At 42.9% G+C, this 21,184-nt stretch carries 19 protein-coding genes, 1 pseudogene and 1 riboswitch; of the genes and pseudogenes, 17 read left to right on the top strand and 3 right to left on the bottom strand.

The features are described from left to right. From D4N35_RS18220 to D4N35_RS16105, 3 genes and pseudogenes are all read left to right on the top strand, one after another. Positions 1-517 (top strand): annotated as a pseudogene (locus D4N35_RS18220) (hypothetical protein); the annotation flags it as partial. Further along, positions 517-1,110: a peroxiredoxin family protein gene (locus tag D4N35_RS16110; protein WP_120075524.1), complete on the top strand. Its 594-nt coding sequence runs from the start codon at positions 517-519 to the stop codon at positions 1,108-1,110. The pseudogene D4N35_RS18220 and the gene D4N35_RS16110, both read left to right, overlap by 1 nt. A gap of 113 nt (positions 1,111-1,223) precedes the next feature. After that, positions 1,224-1,330, top strand: a riboswitch (SAM riboswitch). Positions 1,331-1,472: 142 nt separating this feature from the next. Further along, a complete protein-coding gene (locus D4N35_RS16105; RefSeq protein ID WP_120075522.1) occupies positions 1,473-2,777 on the top strand; it encodes an O-acetylhomoserine aminocarboxypropyltransferase/cysteine synthase family protein in 1,305 nt (434 codons plus the stop codon). Between the two features lie 91 nt (positions 2,778-2,868). Here D4N35_RS16105 and D4N35_RS16100 read toward each other — a convergent pair whose 3' ends face one another. Then, complete coding sequence (locus D4N35_RS16100) at positions 2,869-3,621, bottom strand: DUF3891 family protein (RefSeq protein WP_120075520.1); 753 nt, start codon at positions 3,619-3,621, stop codon at positions 2,869-2,871. A 118-nt stretch (positions 3,622-3,739) separates the two neighbouring features. Between D4N35_RS16100 and D4N35_RS16095 the strand changes: the two genes are divergently transcribed. The 7 genes from D4N35_RS16095 (at position 3,740) to D4N35_RS16065 (ending at position 12,791) form a co-directional block, all read left to right on the top strand. Further along, positions 3,740-5,179, top strand: coding sequence for a S41 family peptidase (locus D4N35_RS16095; RefSeq protein ID WP_120075516.1), 1,440 nt, complete (start codon positions 3,740-3,742; stop codon positions 5,177-5,179). A gap of 193 nt (positions 5,180-5,372) precedes the next feature. Next, on the top strand, positions 5,373-6,566 hold the full coding sequence (locus D4N35_RS16090; RefSeq protein WP_120075514.1) for a PDZ domain-containing protein: 1,194 nt from the start codon (positions 5,373-5,375) through the stop codon (positions 6,564-6,566). 210 nt (positions 6,567-6,776) lie between these two features. Beyond that, positions 6,777-7,811: an ABC transporter ATP-binding protein gene (locus D4N35_RS16085; protein ID WP_430722749.1), complete on the top strand. Its 1,035-nt coding sequence runs from the start codon at positions 6,777-6,779 to the stop codon at positions 7,809-7,811. Beyond that, positions 7,808-8,776 (top strand): ABC transporter ATP-binding protein, encoded by a 969-nt coding sequence (locus D4N35_RS16080; protein ID WP_120075510.1) that lies wholly within the window; start codon positions 7,808-7,810, stop codon positions 8,774-8,776. Before D4N35_RS16085 ends, D4N35_RS16080 begins: the two co-directional genes overlap by 4 nt. A gap of 50 nt (positions 8,777-8,826) precedes the next feature. Continuing rightward, the gene (locus tag D4N35_RS16075; protein ID WP_120075508.1) at positions 8,827-10,446 is read left to right on the top strand and encodes an ABC transporter substrate-binding protein; all 1,620 of its coding nucleotides are present in this window, start codon (positions 8,827-8,829) and stop codon (positions 10,444-10,446) included. A gap of 419 nt (positions 10,447-10,865) precedes the next feature. Beyond that, on the top strand, positions 10,866-11,870 hold the full coding sequence (locus D4N35_RS16070) for an ABC transporter permease (RefSeq protein WP_120075506.1): 1,005 nt from the start codon (positions 10,866-10,868) through the stop codon (positions 11,868-11,870). Positions 11,871-11,924: 54 nt separating this feature from the next. Next, positions 11,925-12,791, top strand: coding sequence for an ABC transporter permease (locus D4N35_RS16065; protein ID WP_120075528.1), 867 nt, complete (start codon positions 11,925-11,927; stop codon positions 12,789-12,791). A 58-nt stretch (positions 12,792-12,849) separates the two neighbouring features. On the opposite strand, the gene D4N35_RS16060 is transcribed toward D4N35_RS16065, so the two are convergent. Together D4N35_RS16060 and spoIIP are read right to left on the bottom strand one after the other, a co-directional pair. Then, a complete protein-coding gene (locus D4N35_RS16060) occupies positions 12,850-13,023 on the bottom strand; it encodes a DUF4083 family protein (protein WP_120075527.1) in 174 nt (57 codons plus the stop codon). 66 nt (positions 13,024-13,089) lie between these two features. Then, positions 13,090-14,187 (bottom strand): stage II sporulation protein P, encoded by a 1,098-nt coding sequence (gene spoIIP, locus D4N35_RS16055; RefSeq protein ID WP_235870410.1) that lies wholly within the window; start codon positions 14,185-14,187, stop codon positions 13,090-13,092. Positions 14,188-14,384: 197 nt separating this feature from the next. Between spoIIP and D4N35_RS16050 the strand changes: the two genes are divergently transcribed. From D4N35_RS16050 to D4N35_RS16015, 7 genes are all read left to right on the top strand, one after another. Further along, a complete protein-coding gene (locus D4N35_RS16050) occupies positions 14,385-14,693 on the top strand; it encodes a hypothetical protein (RefSeq protein WP_120075504.1) in 309 nt (102 codons plus the stop codon). 183 nt (positions 14,694-14,876) lie between these two features. Further along, the gene (locus D4N35_RS16045; protein ID WP_120075503.1) at positions 14,877-16,484 is read left to right on the top strand and encodes a putative polysaccharide biosynthesis protein; all 1,608 of its coding nucleotides are present in this window, start codon (positions 14,877-14,879) and stop codon (positions 16,482-16,484) included. Between the two features lie 413 nt (positions 16,485-16,897). After that, positions 16,898-17,503 (top strand): hypothetical protein, encoded by a 606-nt coding sequence (locus D4N35_RS16035; RefSeq protein WP_120075499.1) that lies wholly within the window; start codon positions 16,898-16,900, stop codon positions 17,501-17,503. A gap of 97 nt (positions 17,504-17,600) precedes the next feature. Then, the gene (locus D4N35_RS16030) at positions 17,601-18,164 is read left to right on the top strand and encodes a cysteine hydrolase family protein (RefSeq protein ID WP_120075497.1); all 564 of its coding nucleotides are present in this window, start codon (positions 17,601-17,603) and stop codon (positions 18,162-18,164) included. A 78-nt stretch (positions 18,165-18,242) separates the two neighbouring features. Further along, positions 18,243-18,941 (top strand): Type 1 glutamine amidotransferase-like domain-containing protein, encoded by a 699-nt coding sequence (locus D4N35_RS16025; protein WP_120075495.1) that lies wholly within the window; start codon positions 18,243-18,245, stop codon positions 18,939-18,941. Between the two features lie 60 nt (positions 18,942-19,001). Then, positions 19,002-19,541 (top strand): DUF1572 family protein, encoded by a 540-nt coding sequence (locus tag D4N35_RS16020; RefSeq protein ID WP_120075493.1) that lies wholly within the window; start codon positions 19,002-19,004, stop codon positions 19,539-19,541. Between the two features lie 614 nt (positions 19,542-20,155). Next, on the top strand, positions 20,156-20,995 hold the full coding sequence (locus tag D4N35_RS16015; protein ID WP_120075490.1) for an STAS domain-containing protein: 840 nt from the start codon (positions 20,156-20,158) through the stop codon (positions 20,993-20,995). The last annotated feature ends 189 nt before the right edge of the window (positions 20,996-21,184 follow it).

Below are 21,184 nucleotides of genomic sequence, written 5' to 3'. Positions count from 1 at the left end.
CCATTTTAATGGGGAGAGGTTTCAGAGCAATGCCTTTTTTATCTTTGCACTGACATGGAAGCTGAGCGTTATTCTGTTCCAATTTCAAACTGCAGTTAAAAATCCTTTTTCCATCGTGTATTTTAACGGCGGCCTTAAAGGATATTGGATTGGATTCGCAGCTGCTTTCCTTTATTTATTTTTTGCCGCAAGAAAATCCGCGATTTTGGAAAAGAGTCTCCAAATGGAAGTATGGATTTTGATGATTACAGTATATGAGCTTGTCTTCTATTTATTAACCAAATGGCATATATTGCTTTCAAGCTTACAATTGATCGGGAGTATCGCCTTTTTCATTTGGTTGAGGAAAAAATCGGCTGAATCAGTTTGGAGTATTCAAACTCTCGTACTATACCTTTGTTTTCTGGGGCTTATTCACTCATTGGCAGGAAATTTGTTTTCCGTCCCAATGGCGACTTATACAGCCGGCAGTTTTATGATTAGCTGGGCCGCATGGAAAGGAAGTCGAAAATATTAATGAACAAAAGGATATTCGGTTTGGCACTTATCGCACTGCTTGTCGGAATCGTTGTTGTAAACATCATCCAGGAGGTACGCGAAAATGACGAAATCGAAGCCGCTCAGGAGGAGTTTTTAACGCAATCGCAAACAGAGGAGCAAACTAGTGAAGGCCTAAAAAATGGGGATGTCCCGCCGGATTTTGAGCTGGAAACTTTAGACGGCGCTTCTGTAAAGCTGTCAGACTATAAAGGCAAAAAGGTCATTCTGAATTTCTGGGCGTCCTGGTGCCCGCCGTGTAAAGCGGAGATGCCCCATATGGAAAATTACTATAAAACAAAGGCCAAACAGCAAAATACGGAAATTTTAGCCGTGAATTTGACGAATGCCGAGCGGGGAGGGAACGTCAACAAAAAGGTTGAGAATTTCATTGAAGAATACGATCTTACATTTACTGTGCCTCTTGACGAAAGCGGAGAGATCGGTAAAACTTATGGGGCATTCACCATCCCGACGACTTACATGATTGATACGAATGGCAAGATCCATACGAAAATCATTGGTCCGATGGATGAAGAAACGATTGAAAAGATCGTATCTGAAATGAAATAACATCCAAAATGTAAAATAATTCATTTTAGTGTTGACAGTTCATGGACCAGTGGTATATAGTATTATTCAAGAGCTCGACAGAGCTGAACAATTACATGAATTAACAAGTAACACTCTTATCAAGAGCGGCGGAGGGAATAGGCCCTGTGATGCCCGGCAACCTTCAGTTTTTCTGAAAAGGTGCTAATTCCTACAAGTCTATTGACTTGGAAGATAAGGGGAGGAATCGTCATATCGGCCCTCTTCTTATACGGAAGAGGGCTTTTAGTTTTCTTTTCCCCCTTCCTAAACGGCATTGTATTTGCGCCGTTTTATTACCAACTGTTCCGATCGAATTAAAAAACTTTAAGGAGGAAGAAAAAATGACACAAGAAAAAAATTATCAGCCGGAAACAATTTTATTGCATGGAGGACAGGAGCCTGATGCTACAGGATCACGTGCTGTTCCTGTTTACAGAACAACCTCCTATGTATTTAACGACACAGAACATGCTCAAAAACTATTTGCTCTGGAAGAACAAGGAAATATTTATACAAGAATTATGAACCCGACAGTTGACGTATTTGAAAAAAGAGTTGCCGAGCTTGAAGGGGGAACGGCTGCTGTTGCCCTTTCTTCCGGAGCGGCCGCTATCGCGTTTACCATTTTGAACATTGCCCGTGCAGGTGACGAAATTTTAGCTGCTACGGATCTTTATGGAGGCACATACAACCTGTTCTCCATTTCGCTGCCAAAGTACGGCATTAATGTAAAATTCGTCGATCCGACCGATCCGGAAAACTTCCGCAAGGCGATCACTCCGAAAACAAAAGCGATCTACGGGGAGATCATCGGAAACCCAAGCCTTCATGTATTGGATGTTGAAGCCGTTGCAAAAGTGGCGCATGACAACAATATTCCATTGATTGTAGACAGTACTTTTGCGACACCGTATCTGTGCAAGCCGATTGAGTACGGCGCTGACATCGTTGTCCACTCTGCTACCAAATGGATTGGCGGTCATGGTACAGCCATCGGCGGTGTCGTAGTGGATGGTGGGAAGTTTGATTGGAACAACGAAAAATTCCCTGATTTTGTTGAACCGGACAGAAGCTATCACGGCATCCGTTACGGAATCGATGTGCCCGGTGCGGCTTTTGCGACAAAACTCCGCGTACATCTGCTCCGCGACTTCGGCCCATGCCTGAGCCCGGATAATGCCTTTATTTTCCTCCAAGGACTTGAGACATTGCATGTACGGATTGAAAAGCATATAGAAAATGCGAAAGCTGTCGCTGAATTCCTGAAAAATCATGATGCAGTGGAATGGGTATCCTATCCGGGATTGGAGGACCATCCTGCACATGAGCTCGCTAAAAAATACTTGCCTAAAGGTCCTGGAGCCATTGTGAATTTCGGAATCAAAGGCGGAAGAGAAGCCGGCAGAAAAACAATCGACAACGTCAAACTCTGGTCACACGTAGCGAACGTCGGAGATGCGAAATCGTTGATCATCCATCCTGCCTCTACAACTCACCAGCAATTGAGCGCCGAAGAATTGAAAGACACAGGCGTAACAGAAGAATTGATCAGATTGGCGGTTGGATTGGAGTCTGTTGAAGATATTACTGCGGACCTTGCGCAAGCGATTGAAAAAGCCGTTGAGGCGGTGGGCCAAGCAAAATAAGAATGATACTGAAAAGCCGGATGTGCACTTCAATGCACGCCGGCTTTTTTTACACGATTCCTGTATTCGCACCATCGTAAAAATCAACTTTTCATATATGAGGTGTCATTGTGATGGAAAATTTCTCTAGAGGGGCTTCCAAGCAGCTCTTGATCAATCCCTCTTTTATAATATTCTCTTTGCGCACGGTTTTTTGCTTCACAGTCACCGTGCACGCCTTTTCGAGTGGGGAATCCTCTACCTGAACCGTACTCTCATTAATCCAACGCACATTCAATCTCCCATTCGGACCAAGTGCAGGCGCTAAGGGGATGCCGTTCCGGAAAAAAGGATTCTCGTTCTTTCCGGGTTCGTTCAAACATATAAACAGCGACAGGTTATCGAAAAGCTGAAGCAAACCATAATGAAATCCGAATAAAGCAGGATCGAAACGGGGCAGCGTTTCAATCAGTTGTTCCTGGCGTGCTTTTTCCTTTTTTACAAAAGCCTTGGCCTCTTCCGACTCATCGTGAAGCAGGAATCTTGTGTAATGTTCGCTGCATAAAAGGGCGGCGTATGCATCTTCCTTGGCGACTTCATCGATACCATGTTGATAAATGAGTGTTTTCAACGGCGTCGGAAAGTTGGTGAAGGAGTACGGAGCGAGCTCGCTGTCATTCCAAATCGGCTGCTTGTCTGCAAGCTTCCATCCGCAGTCATGCTGGTAAACGGCAAATGTTACCGATTCCCTTGCCTGCCCTTTAAGCAACTCCTCTTTCAAGCAGCACATCAACTTGCCCGAAATCTCCGCATGATGATGCTGCTCAATCATGACAAATTCATCCGGCCGTTCTCTGACTATCATAAGGCAAACCGCCTTTCCAAGCTTTTTTACATCGTATCACAATTAAGAAAAACCTTCATAACTTGTCCATCGCCGGCATAGATTTTGAAGTAAGGTGAACCGGTTGAGGGGGAAGACGATGAACAAAAAATGGCTGGCATTGGTCGCCGCCTGCTCTTTGTTTTTGGGGGCCGGCGGGACATATGCAGGAATGAAATGGAAAGAATCCAATTCAAAAGACAATCCAATTGAAGAAAAGCAAAGCACAAACAAGTCCTCGGTGGTATCGGGCAATCTTGAAAAAATAGAGCAGGCTTATCAATTGATTCAAAAATCATACGTTAAAAAAGTGGATCACGAACAGCTCGTTCAGGGTGCCATTCAGGGGATGATCGGAACGTTGAAGGATCCGTACTCCGTCTATATGGATGCGGCAACGGCGGAACGCTTCAACGACAGTCTCGATTCATCGTTTGACGGAATAGGAGCACAGGTCACGATTGAGGAAGGCAAGCTGATCATTGTGGCGCCTATTAAAAATACACCGGCTGAAAAGGCAGGTCTCAAACCGCGGGATCAAATTTTAAAAATTGACGGTGAATCGGTGGAAGGGCTGGATTTATATGAAGCTACAACAAAAATCCGCGGGGAAAAAGGGACAGTTGTCAAGTTGGAGATTTTGCGCAAAGGGGCGAGCAAACCGTTTGCGGTGGAAATCACCCGTGAAGAAGTGCCGGTTGTGACCGTTTTTGCCGATATGAAAAAGAATGGGGATAAAAAAATCGGTTATATAGAGATCACCTCTTTTGCAGAGGGGACGGCCCGGGAGTTTACAAGCGAGCTGAACAGATTGGAGAAGGAAGGAATGGCCGGCCTCATTATCGATGTCCGTGGCAATCCGGGAGGCATGCTCTCCAGTGTGGAGGAAATATTACAGCAGTTGGTTACAAATAAAAAGCCCTACGTTCAAATCGAAGAAAGAAGCGGAAAAAAGAATCCTTATTTTTCTGGCCTGGAAGAAAGGAAAGCCTATCCGATTACTGTACTGATTGATGAAGGAAGTGCCTCAGCATCAGAAATTTTAGCCGGCGCCTTAAAGGAAGCCGAAGGCTATGATTTGGTGGGAACCAAGTCTTTTGGAAAAGGAACGGTCCAGCAGGCCATCCCACTTGAGGACGGGAGCAATATTAAACTGACGATGTTCAAATGGCTGACGCCTGACGGCAACTGGATTCATGAAAAAGGAATCGCACCGACGATAGAAGTCGAACAGCCGGAATATTTCCACGCTCATTCATTGACAGTCGAAAAAGAGCTGGCCCGTGACATGAATAGCGAAGAAGTGAAGATTGCCCAAGAGTTATTGACAGGGCTCGGCTATGGTCCGGGACGGACGGATGGATATTTCGACGGCCAGACGGAACGTGCCGTACGGGCATTCCAATCAATTGAAAAAGTGCCGGTAACAGGAAAAATTGATCAAAAAACCGCCGAAAAGCTGGAAGAGGCAGTCATCAAGGAAATTCAGGATGAACGAAATGATCTCCAGCTTCAGGTGGCATTAAAATCAATGAAATAAATCGGCAAACTTATCGACGGCCACGCAAGCCACTCTTGCGTGGCCGTTTTGGACTCATAATACCCGTTTTACAGTTGCAAACAGTGGGCAGGGGCCTGTACCTTTGTCTTCTTCTAAAAAAATATGCATTTCTCCCTGATAAAATCTTTGATAGAATAAGAGATAATCATTCATTCCAGAGGGAGGCTGCAAGATGGTGCAATTATGGCTGTTCGAATTAGCCAAGGGAATAGGCAGGCTTTTTCTGAATCCTGTATTATATTTTTCTATCCTACTGGTGCTCTTTGCCGGTTTTATTAGAATAAAAAGGGAACGGAACGATTTTAATGTCAGAGTCCATGACCAATTCCATGAACTGAAGCATTTGCTCCCTGCAGGACTTCTGGCAGGTATGAGCTTATCCATCATAACGATTATAACCGGATTGACGATTCCCCTCGAAATGTTTGCATTGATTGCCATCACCACCATTCTTCTGGGAGTGATCGGCAACGCCAGGCTGCTTTCTCCTGCATATACTGTAGGTCTTCCGATTCTAATTGTGTTTACTATCACGTTTTTTAGTGTACATATTCCTTACACAGATACATTATTGGAAAACAGCCGATTTTTAATAGGGATTCCCATTCTGCTTGGTGTTCTCCTCTTATCAGAAGGGATTCTAATGTTAAAAAACGGCTTGAAAGATGTTTCTCCCAAGCTGCGGACAAGCCGAAGGGGGCTTACGATAGGCGCACTTCAAATCAAACGGGTGTGGCTGCTCCCCATTTTCTTTTTTCTGCCTGCAGGCCCTTTGACGGCTCCGTTTGACTGGTGGCCGGTGATCGACTGGGGAACAGAGACGTATTCACTTATACTCGTCCCTTTTGCACTCGGCTTCCAGAACCAGGTCCAAAGCAGTTTGCCAAGCCAGGCGGTTGAAAGATTGGCAAAACAAATCATTCTTTTGGGTGTGATCATCCTTGCCGCATCGTCAGCCGGTTTCTATTACCAGGAATATATTCCTCCGGTTATTGCAGGCATCGCCATTCTCGGACGGCTGTTCATTTCATACAGACACCGTGTCAGGGAAAATAATACGCTCTATTATTTTACACCCCGAAACAGCGGAGTTATGATACTGGACATTATTCCGGGGACGCCGGCAAGTAAAATGGAGCTGAAAACGGGAGAAATTATCCAGGCCTGCAACAATGTGGCGGTTTCCAATAAAGATGAATTGTATAAAGCACTTTTGAAAAATCGTGCTTATTGCAAGCTTGAGGTGCTTGATGTGAAGGGCGAAATCCGATTTGAGCAATGTGCCCTCTACGAAGGCGATCACCACGAACTTGGGATTCTTTTTGTAGAAAAACGTTCGAAAGGCAATCGGGACAGAGCGATGTAGTCGGATATTGACAATAAAAGCGGATCAGACAAGGGCTGGCCCGCTTATTTGCTATGTATTCCGATGCCAATCTTCAATCCGCAGTTCATTTTCCAATAATAAAAAGGACTTACGAAAAAAGTATCGAATACTTTAATAGACTGTAATCTAGGCATTTATATACATATCATTCTATTTTTCATATTGCCAATTTTTCGTTTTAATGTAATAATGTTTTTGAAATATAGTAAGTCATCCTCAGAAGGGAGCGAGGCAGTGGATAATGCATTATTAAAAGTAGAAGGGCTGAGAACCTCTTTTTTTACAGATGATGGGGAAATCCCGATTGTAAACAGCATCGACTTTCATGTCCGATCCGGTGAAGTCCTCGGAATTGTCGGGGAATCGGGATGCGGAAAAAGCGTCACTTCTTTGTCTATCATGGGGCTTATTCCGGCACAAACGGGAAAAGTGGATGGCCAAATCTTATTTAAAGGAGAAAACCTCGCTTTGGCATCGGAAAAGCGAATGCGGCAAATCCGGGGCAATGAAATCGCCATGATCTTTCAGGAACCGATGACGAGCCTGAATCCGGTTTTTACCATCGGCGAGCAGCTGCTGGAAGCTATTCAGATCCATAGGAAACTACCAAAAAAGAAAGCAAAAGAGCGTGCGGTTGAAATGTTGAAGCTTGTGGGCCTTCCGCGTGCGGAGCAATTGCTCAATGAATATCCTCACCAGCTTTCCGGTGGGATGAGGCAGCGCGTCATGATCGCGATGGCGATGATCTGCAATCCGGAATTGTTGATTGCGGATGAGCCGACAACGGCACTGGATGTCACCATTCAGGCGCAAATTCTTGACTTGATGAAAGCGCTTAACAAAGACACGGATACTGCGATTATTATGATTACTCACGATTTGGGAGTCGTGGCTGAAATGTGCAGCCGCGTCATTGTCATGTATGCTGGGCATATCGTGGAAGAAGCGGATGTCAAAACGATTTTTAAAAATCCGAAACATCCCTATACGGTTGGATTGATCCAGTCTGTCCCGGATATGCGCCATAAAAAGGAGCGGCTTTATTCAATAGAGGGCAATGTGCCAAAACCCGGTTCAATCCAAACAGGCTGCCACTTCGCACCACGGTGTGAACATGCTTTTGACCGCTGCTTTGCCCAAACCCCTGACCTTTTGAATCTATCAGATGTACATAAAGTGAAATGTTGGTTGTATGAAAGCGAAAAAGGAGAAGTCAGCGGATGACAGATCGATTATTGGAAGTCGAGGGTTTAAAGAAAAGCTTTCCCATCCAAGGCGGGGCGTTCGGGAAACAAATAGGCGAAGTGAAAGCGGTTGATGATGTATCGTTTTTTATTAAGAAAGGCGAAACATTGGGGCTTGTCGGCGAAAGCGGATGCGGAAAGTCAACGACAGGCAAAACGCTGCTCCGTCTTCTGGAACCGACAGAAGGAAAAATATACTTTGAAGGAAAAGAGATCACGAACCTTCCCAAAAATGAAATGCGCCGTCTTCGCAGGGAAATGCAGATGGTGTTCCAGGACCCGTTCGCTTCCTTAAACCCAAGGCATAAAGTTGAAAAAATATTGGAGGAGCCATTGATCGTTCATGGCGTGACAGATTCAAAAGAGCGAAAGAAAAGGGTGCGCCAGCTGCTGGAAATCGTGGGGCTCAATGATTATCACGCAAAGAGGTATCCTCATCAATTCAGCGGGGGCCAACGGCAAAGGATCGGCATTGCAAGGGCCTTGGCTGTCCATCCAAAGCTCATTGTAGCGGATGAGCCTGTCTCTGCCCTTGATGTATCCATCCAATCGCAAGTTTTGAACCTGCTGAAGGATTTACAGGAAGAATTTGATTTGACCTATCTATTTATCGCACATGATCTGGGGGTTGTCCGGCATATCAGCGATCGGGTAGGAGTCATGTACCTTGGAAGGATCGTGGAGCTTGCGGATAGCGAAGAATTGTATGAAAATCCGAAACATCCATATACGAAAGCGCTATTATCGGCTGTACCTGTTCCAGATGTTGATTTCCAAAAGGAGCGAGTTATTTTACGCGGAGATGTGCCAAGCCCGGCGAATCCGCCAGCGGGCTGTGCGTTCCATACGCGCTGTCCGGCGGCAATGGAACAATGTGCTCACAAACGTCCATTGTTCAAAGAAGTTGAAAAAGGCCATTACGCGGCGTGCCACTTGTATGAGTGACTGATCGCGTAAAATAAATAAAAGGCAAATATTATGAAGGGGGCAAAAACATGAAGAAGGGTTTATCCATTGTTTTTTCACTGCTGCTCGTCCTGTCATTGGCTCTTATGGGCTGTTCCGGATCGAAAGAGACAGGAAAAGAAAAGGGCGGAGAAAAGAAAGAAAAAACAGCTGAAAGCGGCGGAACAATGATTTATGCTCGCGGAGGGGATGCAGTCAAGCTTGACCCAATAACGGTTACGGACGGTGAATCCTTAATCGTAACGCACCAGATACTTGAGACACTTGTGAAATATGAGAAGGAAACGGCGGACATTGTCCCGGGCCTTGCCAAAGACTGGGAAGTTTCTGATGACGGGACAACGTACACATTCGAATTAGAGGAAGGTGTAAAGTTCCATGACGGCACTGATTTCAATGCGGATGCAGTCGTTAAAAACTTCGAACGTTGGATGAACGGGAAGGATGAAGCGGAATTCCCTTATTTTGTATCGCAATTTGGCGGATTTAAAGGCGAAGAAGCGGCGGTTATCAAGGAAGTGAAAGCGGTTGATGAAAATAAGGTAGAATTTACATTATTCAGGCCTCAGGCGCCGTTCCTGAAAAACCTGGCTATGACACCGTTTGGCATTTCAAGTCCGGCTGCCATTGAAAAGTTTGGTGACAAATACATCGAAAACCCGGTTGGAACAGGGCCGTTCAAGTTTGAGAGCTGGAAACGGAATGACACAATCACAGTCGTCAAAAATGAGGACTACTGGAAGGAAGGGCTTCCGAAGCTGGATAAAGTCATCTTTAAAGTCATCACGGACAACTCTGCCCGTTTAAACGCACTGATTAAAGGTGAAGTGGACTTAATCGATGGATTAAATCCAAGTGATGTCGAAAAAGTAAAAGCGGACAGCAACCTGCAAATTTTTGAGCGTCCGTCTATGAACATCGGCTATTTGGGATTCAATGTTGAAAAGGAACCTTTTGACAACAAAAAGGTCCGCCAGGCCATCAGCCACGCAATAAACAAGCAAGCGATCATCGACAACTTCTATGAAGGAACGGCTGAACCTGCGAAAAACCCGATTCCGCCTTCCATCAACGGATATAACGATGAAATCGAAGACTATGAGTTTGATTTGGATAAAGCGAAAAAGCTGCTGGAAGAAGCCGGATTCAAGGATGGATTCAAGATGGATTTATGGGCCATGCCTGTACCTCGTCCATACATGCCAAACGGGCAGAAGGTGGCTGAAGCAATCCAGGCAGACCTTGAAAAGCTCAACATTGAAGTCAATATAGTTTCAATGGAATGGGGCACTTATTTGGAAAAAGTACGGGACGGGGAAGCTCCGATGTTCATGCTTGGATGGACTGGCGACAACGGGGACGCGGATAACTTCCTGTATGCCCTGTTGGATAAAGACAGTATCGGATCCAACAACTATTCAAGGTATGCGAGTGAGGATGTTCACAAGCTGCTGATTGAGGCACAAACAGAAACGGATGAAGATAAGCGCAGCGAACTGTATAAAGAGGCATTGGAAATCATTCACGATGATGCTCCATGGGTACCGCTCGCCCATTCCGTGCCGCAGCTCGCCGGAAAGAGTACAATAGACGGATTCTTCCCGCATCCGACAGGGTCTCAAGCGTTTGACGATGTGTCAATGGAATAGGGATTTGCGAGGGGAGTGGGCGTACTCCCCTTTTTTGGCTGAGTAAGCAAGTATAAGATGTTTTAGCTTTAAAATTTTGAACAAAGCCATTTGTTGTCTAGCTCCAGCGCCTATCGACTAGCAGACTTCGCACCTCTGGTGCTCCTGCGCCATAGCTTATCAAGGAAGCCTTGTTCAGCTCGTCGCAAAGCTCAGGAAGCCTCTCGAAGAAGAAGCTTTCCTACGATAAGTCAACATCGGCTCCGACGCACAGGATGTGCTAGTGCAGGCGAAGCGACAGGACGTCGCTGCTTGAGCCCGCGTTCCTCGCCGTGTTTCCTTTATCTCGTCGGAGGCACTCCAGTCTGTACGTCGATGGGCAAGGCGCTTGCGCTTTTCTTAGTCCGCAGCCATTTAAACTTTTCAAGAAAGGTGATCGAATGCTCACATACACGATAAGACGGCTGACATTGTTAATCCCTGTCCTGCTGGGGATGGTGCTGATTGTATTTTCCCTCATCCATGCAATCCCGGGGAATCCGGCCCAGATCATTTTGGGGCAACAGGCGACGGAAGAAGCCGTTGAGGCATTAAATAAGCAATTGGGTCTTGATCAGCCCTTATATATACAGTTTTTCGATTATGTCAAAAATCTGTTGACCGGAGATTTAGGAATGTCGATCCGCACCCAAAGCCCGATCAGCCAGGAAGTATGGCCATATTTGGCAGCAACCATGGAGTTGGCATTGGCTGCCATGCTGATTGCGATTATCATTGGTGTCAACGCGGGCATTATTTCGGCATGGTTTCAAAATTCATGGTTTGACTATATAGCCATGCTGCTGGCTCTGATTGGTGTTTCCATGCCGATCTTTTGGCTCGGTTTGATGGAACAGTATGTTTTCTCCATTCAGCTTGATTTGTTCCCGACGACAGGACGCGACAATATTCGGGACCCGGTTGAACCGATTACTTATCTATATTTAATTGATACATTGATGCAGGGAAGATTTGACCAGTTTGTTGAAGTCATTAAACACCTTGTATTGCCAAGTTTGACCCTCGCCACGATTCCCATGGCGATCATCGCCCGGATTACGCGGTCAAGCATGCTGGAAGTGATGCGTTCTGATTATATCCGGACTGCCCGTGCCAAAGGGATGAGCATGTTTTGGGTTGTTTATAAACATTCTTTAAAAAACGCTTTTATTCCTGTGTTGACGGTCATCGGGTTGCAGACCGGCCTGCTTTTGGGCGGAGCGATCTTGACGGAAACGATATTCGGGTGGCCGGGAATCGGAAGTTATATTTATGATGCGATTCAGTTCCGCGATTATCCGGTCATTCAATCAGGAATTCTGGTTGTTGCCACCATTTTCGTCTTAATCAATTTAACGGTGGATCTGTTGTACGCAGCGATTGATCCGCGAATTAAATACCGATAGGGGGGAAAGACAATGATTGAACCAGCAGCGAAATTGCCTCAAAACCATGCAAACATGAATGTAAATGAAGAAGAACAAATCATTTCCCCTTGGAAAGAAGCGTGGCGAAGCTTTAGAAAAAACAAGGCGGCCTTATTGGGGCTTGGCATCGTCATGTTCTTCATTTTACTGGCCATATTCGCGGATTTGATTGCTCCATATGGATTCAGAGAAACGGAGTTGGCGAATAAACATCTACCGCCATCAAGTAAACATTGGTTTGGAACGGATGAGTTCGGCCGTGACATATTGAGCCGGGTCATTTATGGTGCACGCATTTCCCTGCGTGTCGGATTTCTGGCGGTCAGCGGATCGGTGATAGTGGGCTCCTTACTAGGAATTATTGCCGGCTATTACGGGAGATGGGTGGACGGTATCATATCGAGAATTTTTGATATTCTTTTGGCATTTCCAAGTATATTGCTGGCCATTGCGATTGTCGCCATCCTTGGGCCGTCTTTGCAAAACGCAATGATTGCCATCGCCGTTATCAATGTACCGACATTTGGACGGTTGCTCCGTTCAAGGGTGCTCAGCGTAAAAGAGGAGGAGTATATTACGGCGGCAAAAGCGATTGGAATGACGGACGGCAGAATTCTTTTTCATCATGTCCTGCCCAACAGCCTGGCGCCGATCATCGTGCAGGGATCCCTTTCCATTGCAACGGCCATCATTGAAGCGGCAGCCTTGGGCTTCCTTGGATTGGGTGCGCAGCCGCCGACACCCGAATGGGGAAAGATGCTTGCTGATTCGAAAGACTTCATCATCCAGGCTCCATGGACTGTATTTTTTCCGGGGATAGCCATTATGCTTACAGTGTTGGGATTCAATCTGATGGGGGATGGACTGAGGGATGCACTTGATCCGAGGATGAAAAGGTGAATTGATTGGAGAGGGCATGACTTGGCAGGCTTGGACCCGGGTCATGCCCCATATGCTGCTACTCCTGTTTTTCTTTTTCAAGCATTTCGATGATCTTATCGAGTTTTTGTTCCATATTTTTTGACCTTGACTGATCCTTGACTAATGAGCGCACAACTAAAAATATAGCGAAAGTAATACCCAATATAAATAGCAGCATTATGAATTGAAATATAATGTCACCAACATTCACCAATTAAACGCCCTCCTTAACTATATCTACGATTGTGAAAATGAATAGTTTCAATGGGGAGATCTTTTAAATTCCGGACTCTCCCCAATAGTATTCACTAAAGACATCTGCAAGTGCTTCGGCAGAGTTAGATAATTCCGTCATATCATTATCAACTCCGCCAAATTCTATCAGAAGGGCATGTTCGGTTAAATCCTGGTTATATACTCCATCACCTTCGCTTTTTCCTTTAACAAAAACCCCACGGCTGATACCAGGGTACTTCTTTTCAATTTCTGCATGTAATTTCTCGGCAAAGGCACGATTTTTTTCATAATTTTTGTATTCCTTGCCAACAACAAAGAATAATTTGGCATACCTTTTTTGATTGATGACTGCGGTTGTAACTTTTTTGGGCTGGGCGTCTCTGTGTATATCAATAAAGAACTTGAGCTTATCATTACTACCCATCGCTTCTTGAACGGTCTCTCTTGATAGTGCATATGATTGGTAGTAATTCCAGTTACGGGATGTTAATGCTTGTGATACATTCTTTTTTGAATGCTCTACGCCAATCCCTTTATCTTCCAGTTTGTTTTTTAATGTTTCCCCCACTGCAATAACATTTGCTTTTTCATTGTTACTTGAGGTCTGGGCTGGATTTTTCAACAATGGCTTATAAGCTTCCCAACTATGAGAATGATATATGAAAACCGTCTTATTTTTATTTTTCGAACGATTGTCCTCATCTTTTTTATTGTCTTCGGGTTCATCAGTCTCCTCCAACAAATGAAATTGCGGAGGAGGAGACTCGATAGGCAGATTCGTAATATTCGTTCCCTGCCCGGCAACTGCAATTTCCGTATGATTAAGAGCTAATCCCGGAATTTCATTTCCAAGAAAAGTTCTAACGTCCTTCGGTTTAATATTGATTAGAAGGTCCAATGAAAGTTCCGTAAGTGACGGAAGATTCTCTGATGGGGGCAGTGCATGAACTTCTGATCTTATCAACTCTACCAGTACACTGTCCATATTCACTTTGCTTAGTATAGATTTAATAGCAGCGGAAGAGAGAGCAGAATTGAATGAGATGATGACTGCGATTAAAAAAGTAGTCACTGTTAAAATGGTTAAGCCGATTAGAAAGTTAATTAAAGTGGTAGTTGGGCTGCTAGTTTTAAACAATGAATCTCCCTCCTGATATATCCGGATATATAAATGTATGAGAATGAGAAGAGGGCTATTCATGATTATATTTACTGATGTATCTAATAGAGGGTGAAAAGCATAGAGAATGTTGCCGGGATTTCTTTATTCTTTTTCTGTTCACCTTTCAGTATGATAGTATAAAGAATTATTTACCTTAAAGGGAGGTTCTTATCTTGAAAAAGTTCATTTCGGCTGCTGCGTGCGTTTGTGCCATTTTCATTATCTGTTGGCTGCCAAAAGGTGATGCCAAACAAACGGTTTCAAAAACTGCTCCTGAAAAAGAAGTAAATAACAAATCAAAATTTATCATTGTAGACTCAATTGAGGAAGCTCGAAATATTGAAATGGCAAAAACAATGCCTGAAAGCGAGCTGCCTCAAAACATTCCAAATGCTGATGAAGATTCATCCATTATCATTGCAAAACTGCCCCAAATAGAAGAAGCGTTTAAATATTTTACCGAGGTAAAAGAAAAACAATAATGTGAAGGGCTCAAGAAATTTATCAATTAACGTGAACATCAATCTTTTTATCTCCTGAAAAATCCTTCTTTCCTGAATCAGCAATCAATAGTTTAAAAATGAATGAATATTTCCTCATTTTGCAGATATTTGTGATATGCTCAACTTATAAAGAAATCTATTAAACAGGCAGGAAATAAATAAATGTCTTCTACATTAATCAAAGGGGCGTTCATTCTTACCCTGGGCTCTGTATTATCCAAAATTCTTGGTCTGTTGTACGTCATCCCTTTTAATATGCTTTTGGGCGGGGAAGGGGTTGGCTTGTATGCATATGCCTATATTCCCTACACGATCTTTATGAGCATTGCCACGGCGGGAATTCCGCTTGCAGTATCAAAAATCATTTCCAAATATAATGCCCTTGGTCAATATTCGGTCAGCCAAAGAATTTTTAAATCGAGTTTTAAAATAATGATCCTTACCGGTATTTTGGCTTTTCTTGCTATGTTTTCTGCTGCCCCGTTTTTGGCGGAATTCGGAAGCTACGGCAATAAAGGATTTTCTTCGGAAGATTTGACGGCTGTGATACGGGCAGTCAGCTTTGCATTAATTCTGGTGCCGGCGATGAGTATTATCCGCGGTTTTTTTCAAGGTCATGGAGATATGAGGCCGACGGCTGTTTCACAGGTTGTTGAACAGATCGTAAGGATTGTTTTCCTATTAAGCGGTGCATTTGTCGTCTTGAAAATTTTCGGAGGCAAGTTGGTAACAGCAGTCAGTACCGCAACATTCGCAGCTGCAATTGGTGCCATAGGAAGCACGATTGTTCTTTTAATCTACTTAAATAAACAAATGCCCTACTTAAAACAACTTGCAGCTAAAGATCAGAATAAAGCGGGAACATCCATGGCTGAAATACAAAGGGAGATCTTTTTTTCTTCGATCCCATTTGTTGTAGTAGGCATTGCAATGCCGTTATTTCAGTTTATAGACAACCTGACTTTCAGCAGGGCAATGGCTTCCATTGGTTTGGATGATATTGTAAAATCGGCCTTTGGGATCTTAAATTTTAACACTCAAAAGCTGGTTGTTATTCCGATGACGCTTGCCACTGCGTTTTCGATGGCGCTTATACCAGCTGTGACAAGTTCATACGCCAGCGGAAATATGGAAAAGTTCCGCCGTGAACTTGATAAGGCGTTCCAAATTGTCTTATTTATCACCATACCGGCTGTGATCGGAATCTCTATTTTGGCCGGTCCGATTTACACCGTTTTTTATGGTCATAACCCGCTTGGAACAGAAATTCTCGCCATCTACGCTCCTGCCGCGATTCTGTTTGCTGTCTTTTCAATATCGGCGGCAGTTTTGCAGGGGATCAACATGCAAAAGATGACTGTTCTTAGTTTGTCGATGGGGTTGTTAACAAAATTAATCCTGAACATTCCCCTCATAAAAATATTTGAAACGGCTGGAGCAGTTTATGCAACAACATTGGGTTATTTGGTTGCTTGCCTGCTGAATTTATTTTTCATTTATTATTCCACTGAGTACAAATACACGGTTGTTTTAAAAAGATCACTGTTGATGTTTATTTTTACTGCGATAATGGCCGGAGCAGTTTTAGGAGCTGAGAGCGTCCTTGCAATGGTGGTGGATCCTGAAAGCAGATTCCAGTCAATCCTGGTCATTGCCGTTTGTGTAACCGTTGGCGGAGCGATCTATGGACTTCTTGCATTGAAAAGTAACCTGGCAAAGATGCTTTTTGGCCGGAGAATCAATGTATTAAGAGAGAAACTCCAAATGTAATAAAAAAGGAGATTATGATGAAGAAGTTTTTTAAACAGCCATCCAAGGTTGCCCTCACTACCTTAATCATAACGATTACTTTAACGATCTTGCATATATGCATCATAAGCTTAATAGGGGTCGATTTAAAGATTGTACCTAAGATTGCGTTTGCATTTATGGAAATTACTACACCTTTCTTGATAATAAGCCCTTTAGTTGGTTTTATTTATTCATTTTTTATCAAAGGGAAATTGAAAATTTTGTATATCATCTTGCATTTGGCATGTATATGTACAATTTCTGTATTTGCCTTTTTGGCTATTATGTTTAGGTATTTTGTTCCTTTTGCACCATAGAAATTCAATCAATCATTGGGGCGTTTCTGAAATTGCAGAGACGCTCATCTATTATCAAAGAGGAGGAAGCAAGCATTGAAACGATTGCCGTTTGAACGCCCAACTGATCATTATGAAAAGAAACTTCTATCCATTGATGAGGAAATTTGCAAGTTAATAAAAAAGCGTAAAGAACTGTCGGAAAACAACCCCGGATTTCCACAAACGGAATACATACAAGATTGGGCCAAACAGTACGGCCTGTACGAGGGCTTATTGATTTCGTTGTTTGAAATGCTAAGAACCGATGAGCATTTTCGCCCTCAGGTGGAACCAAAAGGATTTCAAAAATACATTCCTGTTTTGAAATCAGTTGCTAAAGATGAGTTTCTATACTCGGTAACCTTTATACGCCAGTATGAGAACGCGAGTGTCGTCAACTTTAATATCGATTGGGACGAGCCTGAGAATTCTTCGGATGATTATCTTCACGGGCACCATTTTTGGGAGCTGTATATAAATGAGGAATACCACTGCACGGTGGACTACGGTGGCGGATCAGATGATCATCTCAACTATAAATTCGTCGTGTCACCGCGGCTGCCGGACGATGTATCGGGATTGCAATTGATTTTTAGAGAAAGTGAAGGACCGTATAATGAGTGTCCGACAGGAACTAAGATCGTAATCAATTTGGATTGAATATTATTGGGATCAGAAAAGAACTTACTTTAACTTTTAGTAAAAAAAATAGCATGCTTGGAGATCTTGTTCTTAATTTTATAGGGGGAAGACTTATATGGAGCCAATGCTGGAAAATCCCGTTTTAGTTATGGTTGATGTACAAAAACGATTTGAGGAAGAGAAATGGGGAGAACGTAATAATCTGCAAGCAGAAAAAAATATAGAGCGATTATTGTTAATCTGGCGTTCGAAACATTTACCAATTATTCATGTTCAACATTTGTCTCGAGACCCTGATTCAAGTTTTTATCCTGGAAAACCTGGGGTGGATTTTATGGAATTTGCCAAGCCCCTTAAAGGGGAAATGGTGATCCAGAAACGTGTTAATAGTGCGTTTATCGGTACAAATCTTGAGGAGTACCTTAAACAAAAAAGTCTCAATCATGTAGTGATTGTGGGGTTAACTACACCACACTGCGTTTCTACCACAACACGAATGAGTGCAAATTTGGGATTTAATACGTTTTTAATTTCGGATGCGACAGCTGCATTTGGAATGACTGGTCCCGATGGTATTTATTATAGCCCTGATGAAATTCATAATATTTCCATTGCAACTTTACATGAGGAGTTTGCTTCTGTTCTTACTACAGGCGAGCTGATGAACAGGTTAAACTGAAAATAATTGTTCCTTTAAAATCAAACACTCTTTGAGCGAATGATACCGTAAGAACTTTTTGGGGAAGGGTGTAAAAAAATGAGACAAATTATTGCTCTTGGAGGCGGAGGCTTTTCCATGGAGCCTGAAAATCACCTGTTAGATCAATATATCCTTAATCAATCAGGGAAATCACGTCCAAAAATTTGTTTTATTCCTACAGCGAGTGGAGATTCAGAGAATTATATATCAGGATTTTATAACTTTTTTGAACAACAGAGTTGCCAACCTTCACACTTATCACTTTTTCAACCGCCTACACGGGATTTGGAGGGTTTTTTGCTGGAAAAGGATATCATTTATGTTGGTGGAGGAAATACCAGGAATTTATTAGTACTGTGGAAGGAATGGGGATTGGATACCATTTTGGCGAAGGCATGGGATCAGGGAATATTATTGGCTGGCATAAGTGCGGGCTCCATCTGCTGGTTTGAAGAAGGGGTTACTGATTCTTTCGGCGGTGGACTTGAACCAATAAAGTGTTTGGGTTTATTAAAGGGAAGCAATTGCCCGCATTATGATGGGGAAGCGGAAAGAAGGCCCACTTATCGTCAATTGATAGCCGATGGCAAAATACAGGCTGGAATAGCAGCTGATGATGGCGTTGCCATTCATTATATTGATGAGGATTTAAAAAAAGCTGTAAGCTCCAGACCGCATGCAAAGGCGTATAAGGTCTATTTGGATGAGGGATTGAAAGAGGTAGAACTGAAAACAGAGTATTTAGGCGCTCATTAATGAACTGGAGTTCATACCAGGACAACTAGCTTAATATAATCCAAATTTAGGGGGGAAACAGTGAGAGTTGAGGCTGAGTACTTGAGAGTTATAAAAGAGCGGTTTAAAAGTGTAAAAACCCTTGGAGATAAGACAATTGAGCAATTATCAGAGGATGATATTCATTGGAAGCCCAATAAGGAATCAAACAGCATAGCCGTAATCATAAAACATTTAAGCGGCAATATGATTTCGAGATGGACCCATTTTCTGCATTCGGATGGGGAGAAAGCATACAGAGATCGCGACCAAGAATTTCTTGATAATGTATCTTCAAAAGCCGAATTGAGAGAGATTTCAGAAAGAGGGTGGAGTACCCTTTTTGACACATTGGATCGTTTAAACGAAAAAGACTTATTAAAGAATGTATATATTCGTGGAGAAAGTCATTCGGTAATAGAGGCAATTGAAAGACAGTTGGCACATTATGCTTATCATATTGGGCAAATTGTTTATATTGGAAAGCAAATAAAAGGCGAAAACTGGGAAAGCCTGAGCATTCCGAAGGGAAAGTCCGAAGATTATTTGCAACAGATGCTCAAAAAACACCAGCAGGAATAATTTTAAATTTCTGCCAATATTGCTTTGCTATATAATTTGATTGGCAAACGGAGAATGTTTCTCGAATAAGCAGCTATCAGTAAATCCATTTTCGAATCCGATAGTTTTCCTCCGGAAGAATGGGAAAACCCGAGAACCCGGGCAGGAAAGCGAATGATTCCATCCCGAAGGGGCAGTAAACCCGAGAACCCGGGCAGGAAAGCGAGTGATTCCATCCCGAAGAAGCAATAAACCCGAGAACCCGGGCAGGTAACCATGGATCCCTCCCCAAGAAGGTTACGAATCTATGTGTTTCTGAAAAAGCGTTAACCAAAGTAGACGGCCTCTCCAACGCTCATGAAGAAAAATTAATTCAACTTATATACATTTAAAATCTGCAGAAAAAAACAATCCCAGCCAGAAAGATCATTAAAAATAGAGCTAGGAATTGGTCTGAAGGGATGATTTCATGTGAAATTTACCGGGAAGAATAAATATGAGCCATTCATTACTCGAGTTATCATATATTTTTGCATGGTCACAACTGCACATTACAGAAAATAATCATAGCCACATCCTCTTGTTTATATTAAATTAATATTAAAGAAAAATATGATGGCTGGGGGGAGGAAAAAATGCCCAAATATGAAAAGCTTTATGATTTTCTAATGAGTAAAGCCTCACAATTAACAGATGAGTGGTATAAGGGGCTGGATGACAACACTTCGGGGGTCTATGCCTCGACAGACCCGGAAGAGATCCGGCTTCTAAAAAAGCAAAACAATGATTTTCACAAGAAATTTTTTCAAGTTTTTATTAAAGAAGAAACCGCTTTTTTAGAAGAATTGGAAGGTTGGATCGTCAAGGTCGCTAAAGATGAAAATCATCTGGCAACGCCTTCGAATATGATATTGAATGAATTTTACCGGACCCGTAATCAATATCTCGACTTAATAAAGCAATTTGTGTCTTTGCACGGAGAAGAACACTTTCAAGAGGTAAAAGAGTCTTGGGATAAACTGATTATTGGCACGATGGATAAGGTGACGGTATGGTTTCTGGAAGAGTATGATAAACAATCTATGGAAAGATTATTAAGTCATCGGGAGCTTATTAACGAGTTAAGTTCACCGGTAATCTCTCTTACAAATAATGCCGGACTTCTTCCGCTTGTCGGCGATATTGACACTTCCCGTGCAAAATATATACTTGAGAAAACAATAGAACAGTGTGCTCAGAAAAGATTAGATTGTCTCTATATCGATTTATCAGGAGTAGTCATGGTCGATACGATGGTGGCCCACGAAATTTTTCGTTTAAACGAGACTTTAAGATTACTGGGTGTAAAAACAGTCCTATGTGGAATTCGCCCTGAGATTGCACAAACAGCAATCCATCTGGGCCTCTCCTTTGAACAAATTCCTACCTTTTCAACATTGGAGAGAGCTTTAAATATAAGCTTGAATGCAAACTGATTACATATAAGGATCGCAGTTAAAGATAGAGACTTTTTAGAGCAAACCGGCCCTTTATTTCACCAAAAAAATAACCACCCAATGAGCGCCTTGCCAGCCTTTGGGTGGGGTACTTGTCTAATCTTACCTAAAAACCGTGAGATTCAAATAATTCAAGTAAACAGGCTTTATCCAACTTACCATAATAGT

This window comes from Siminovitchia fortis, from assembly GCF_003605365.2.
In the GTDB taxonomy this organism is placed as follows: Bacteria; Bacillota; Bacilli; order Bacillales; family Bacillaceae_C; genus Siminovitchia; species Siminovitchia fortis.
This window is presented reverse-complemented; position numbering and strand designations above follow the sequence as displayed.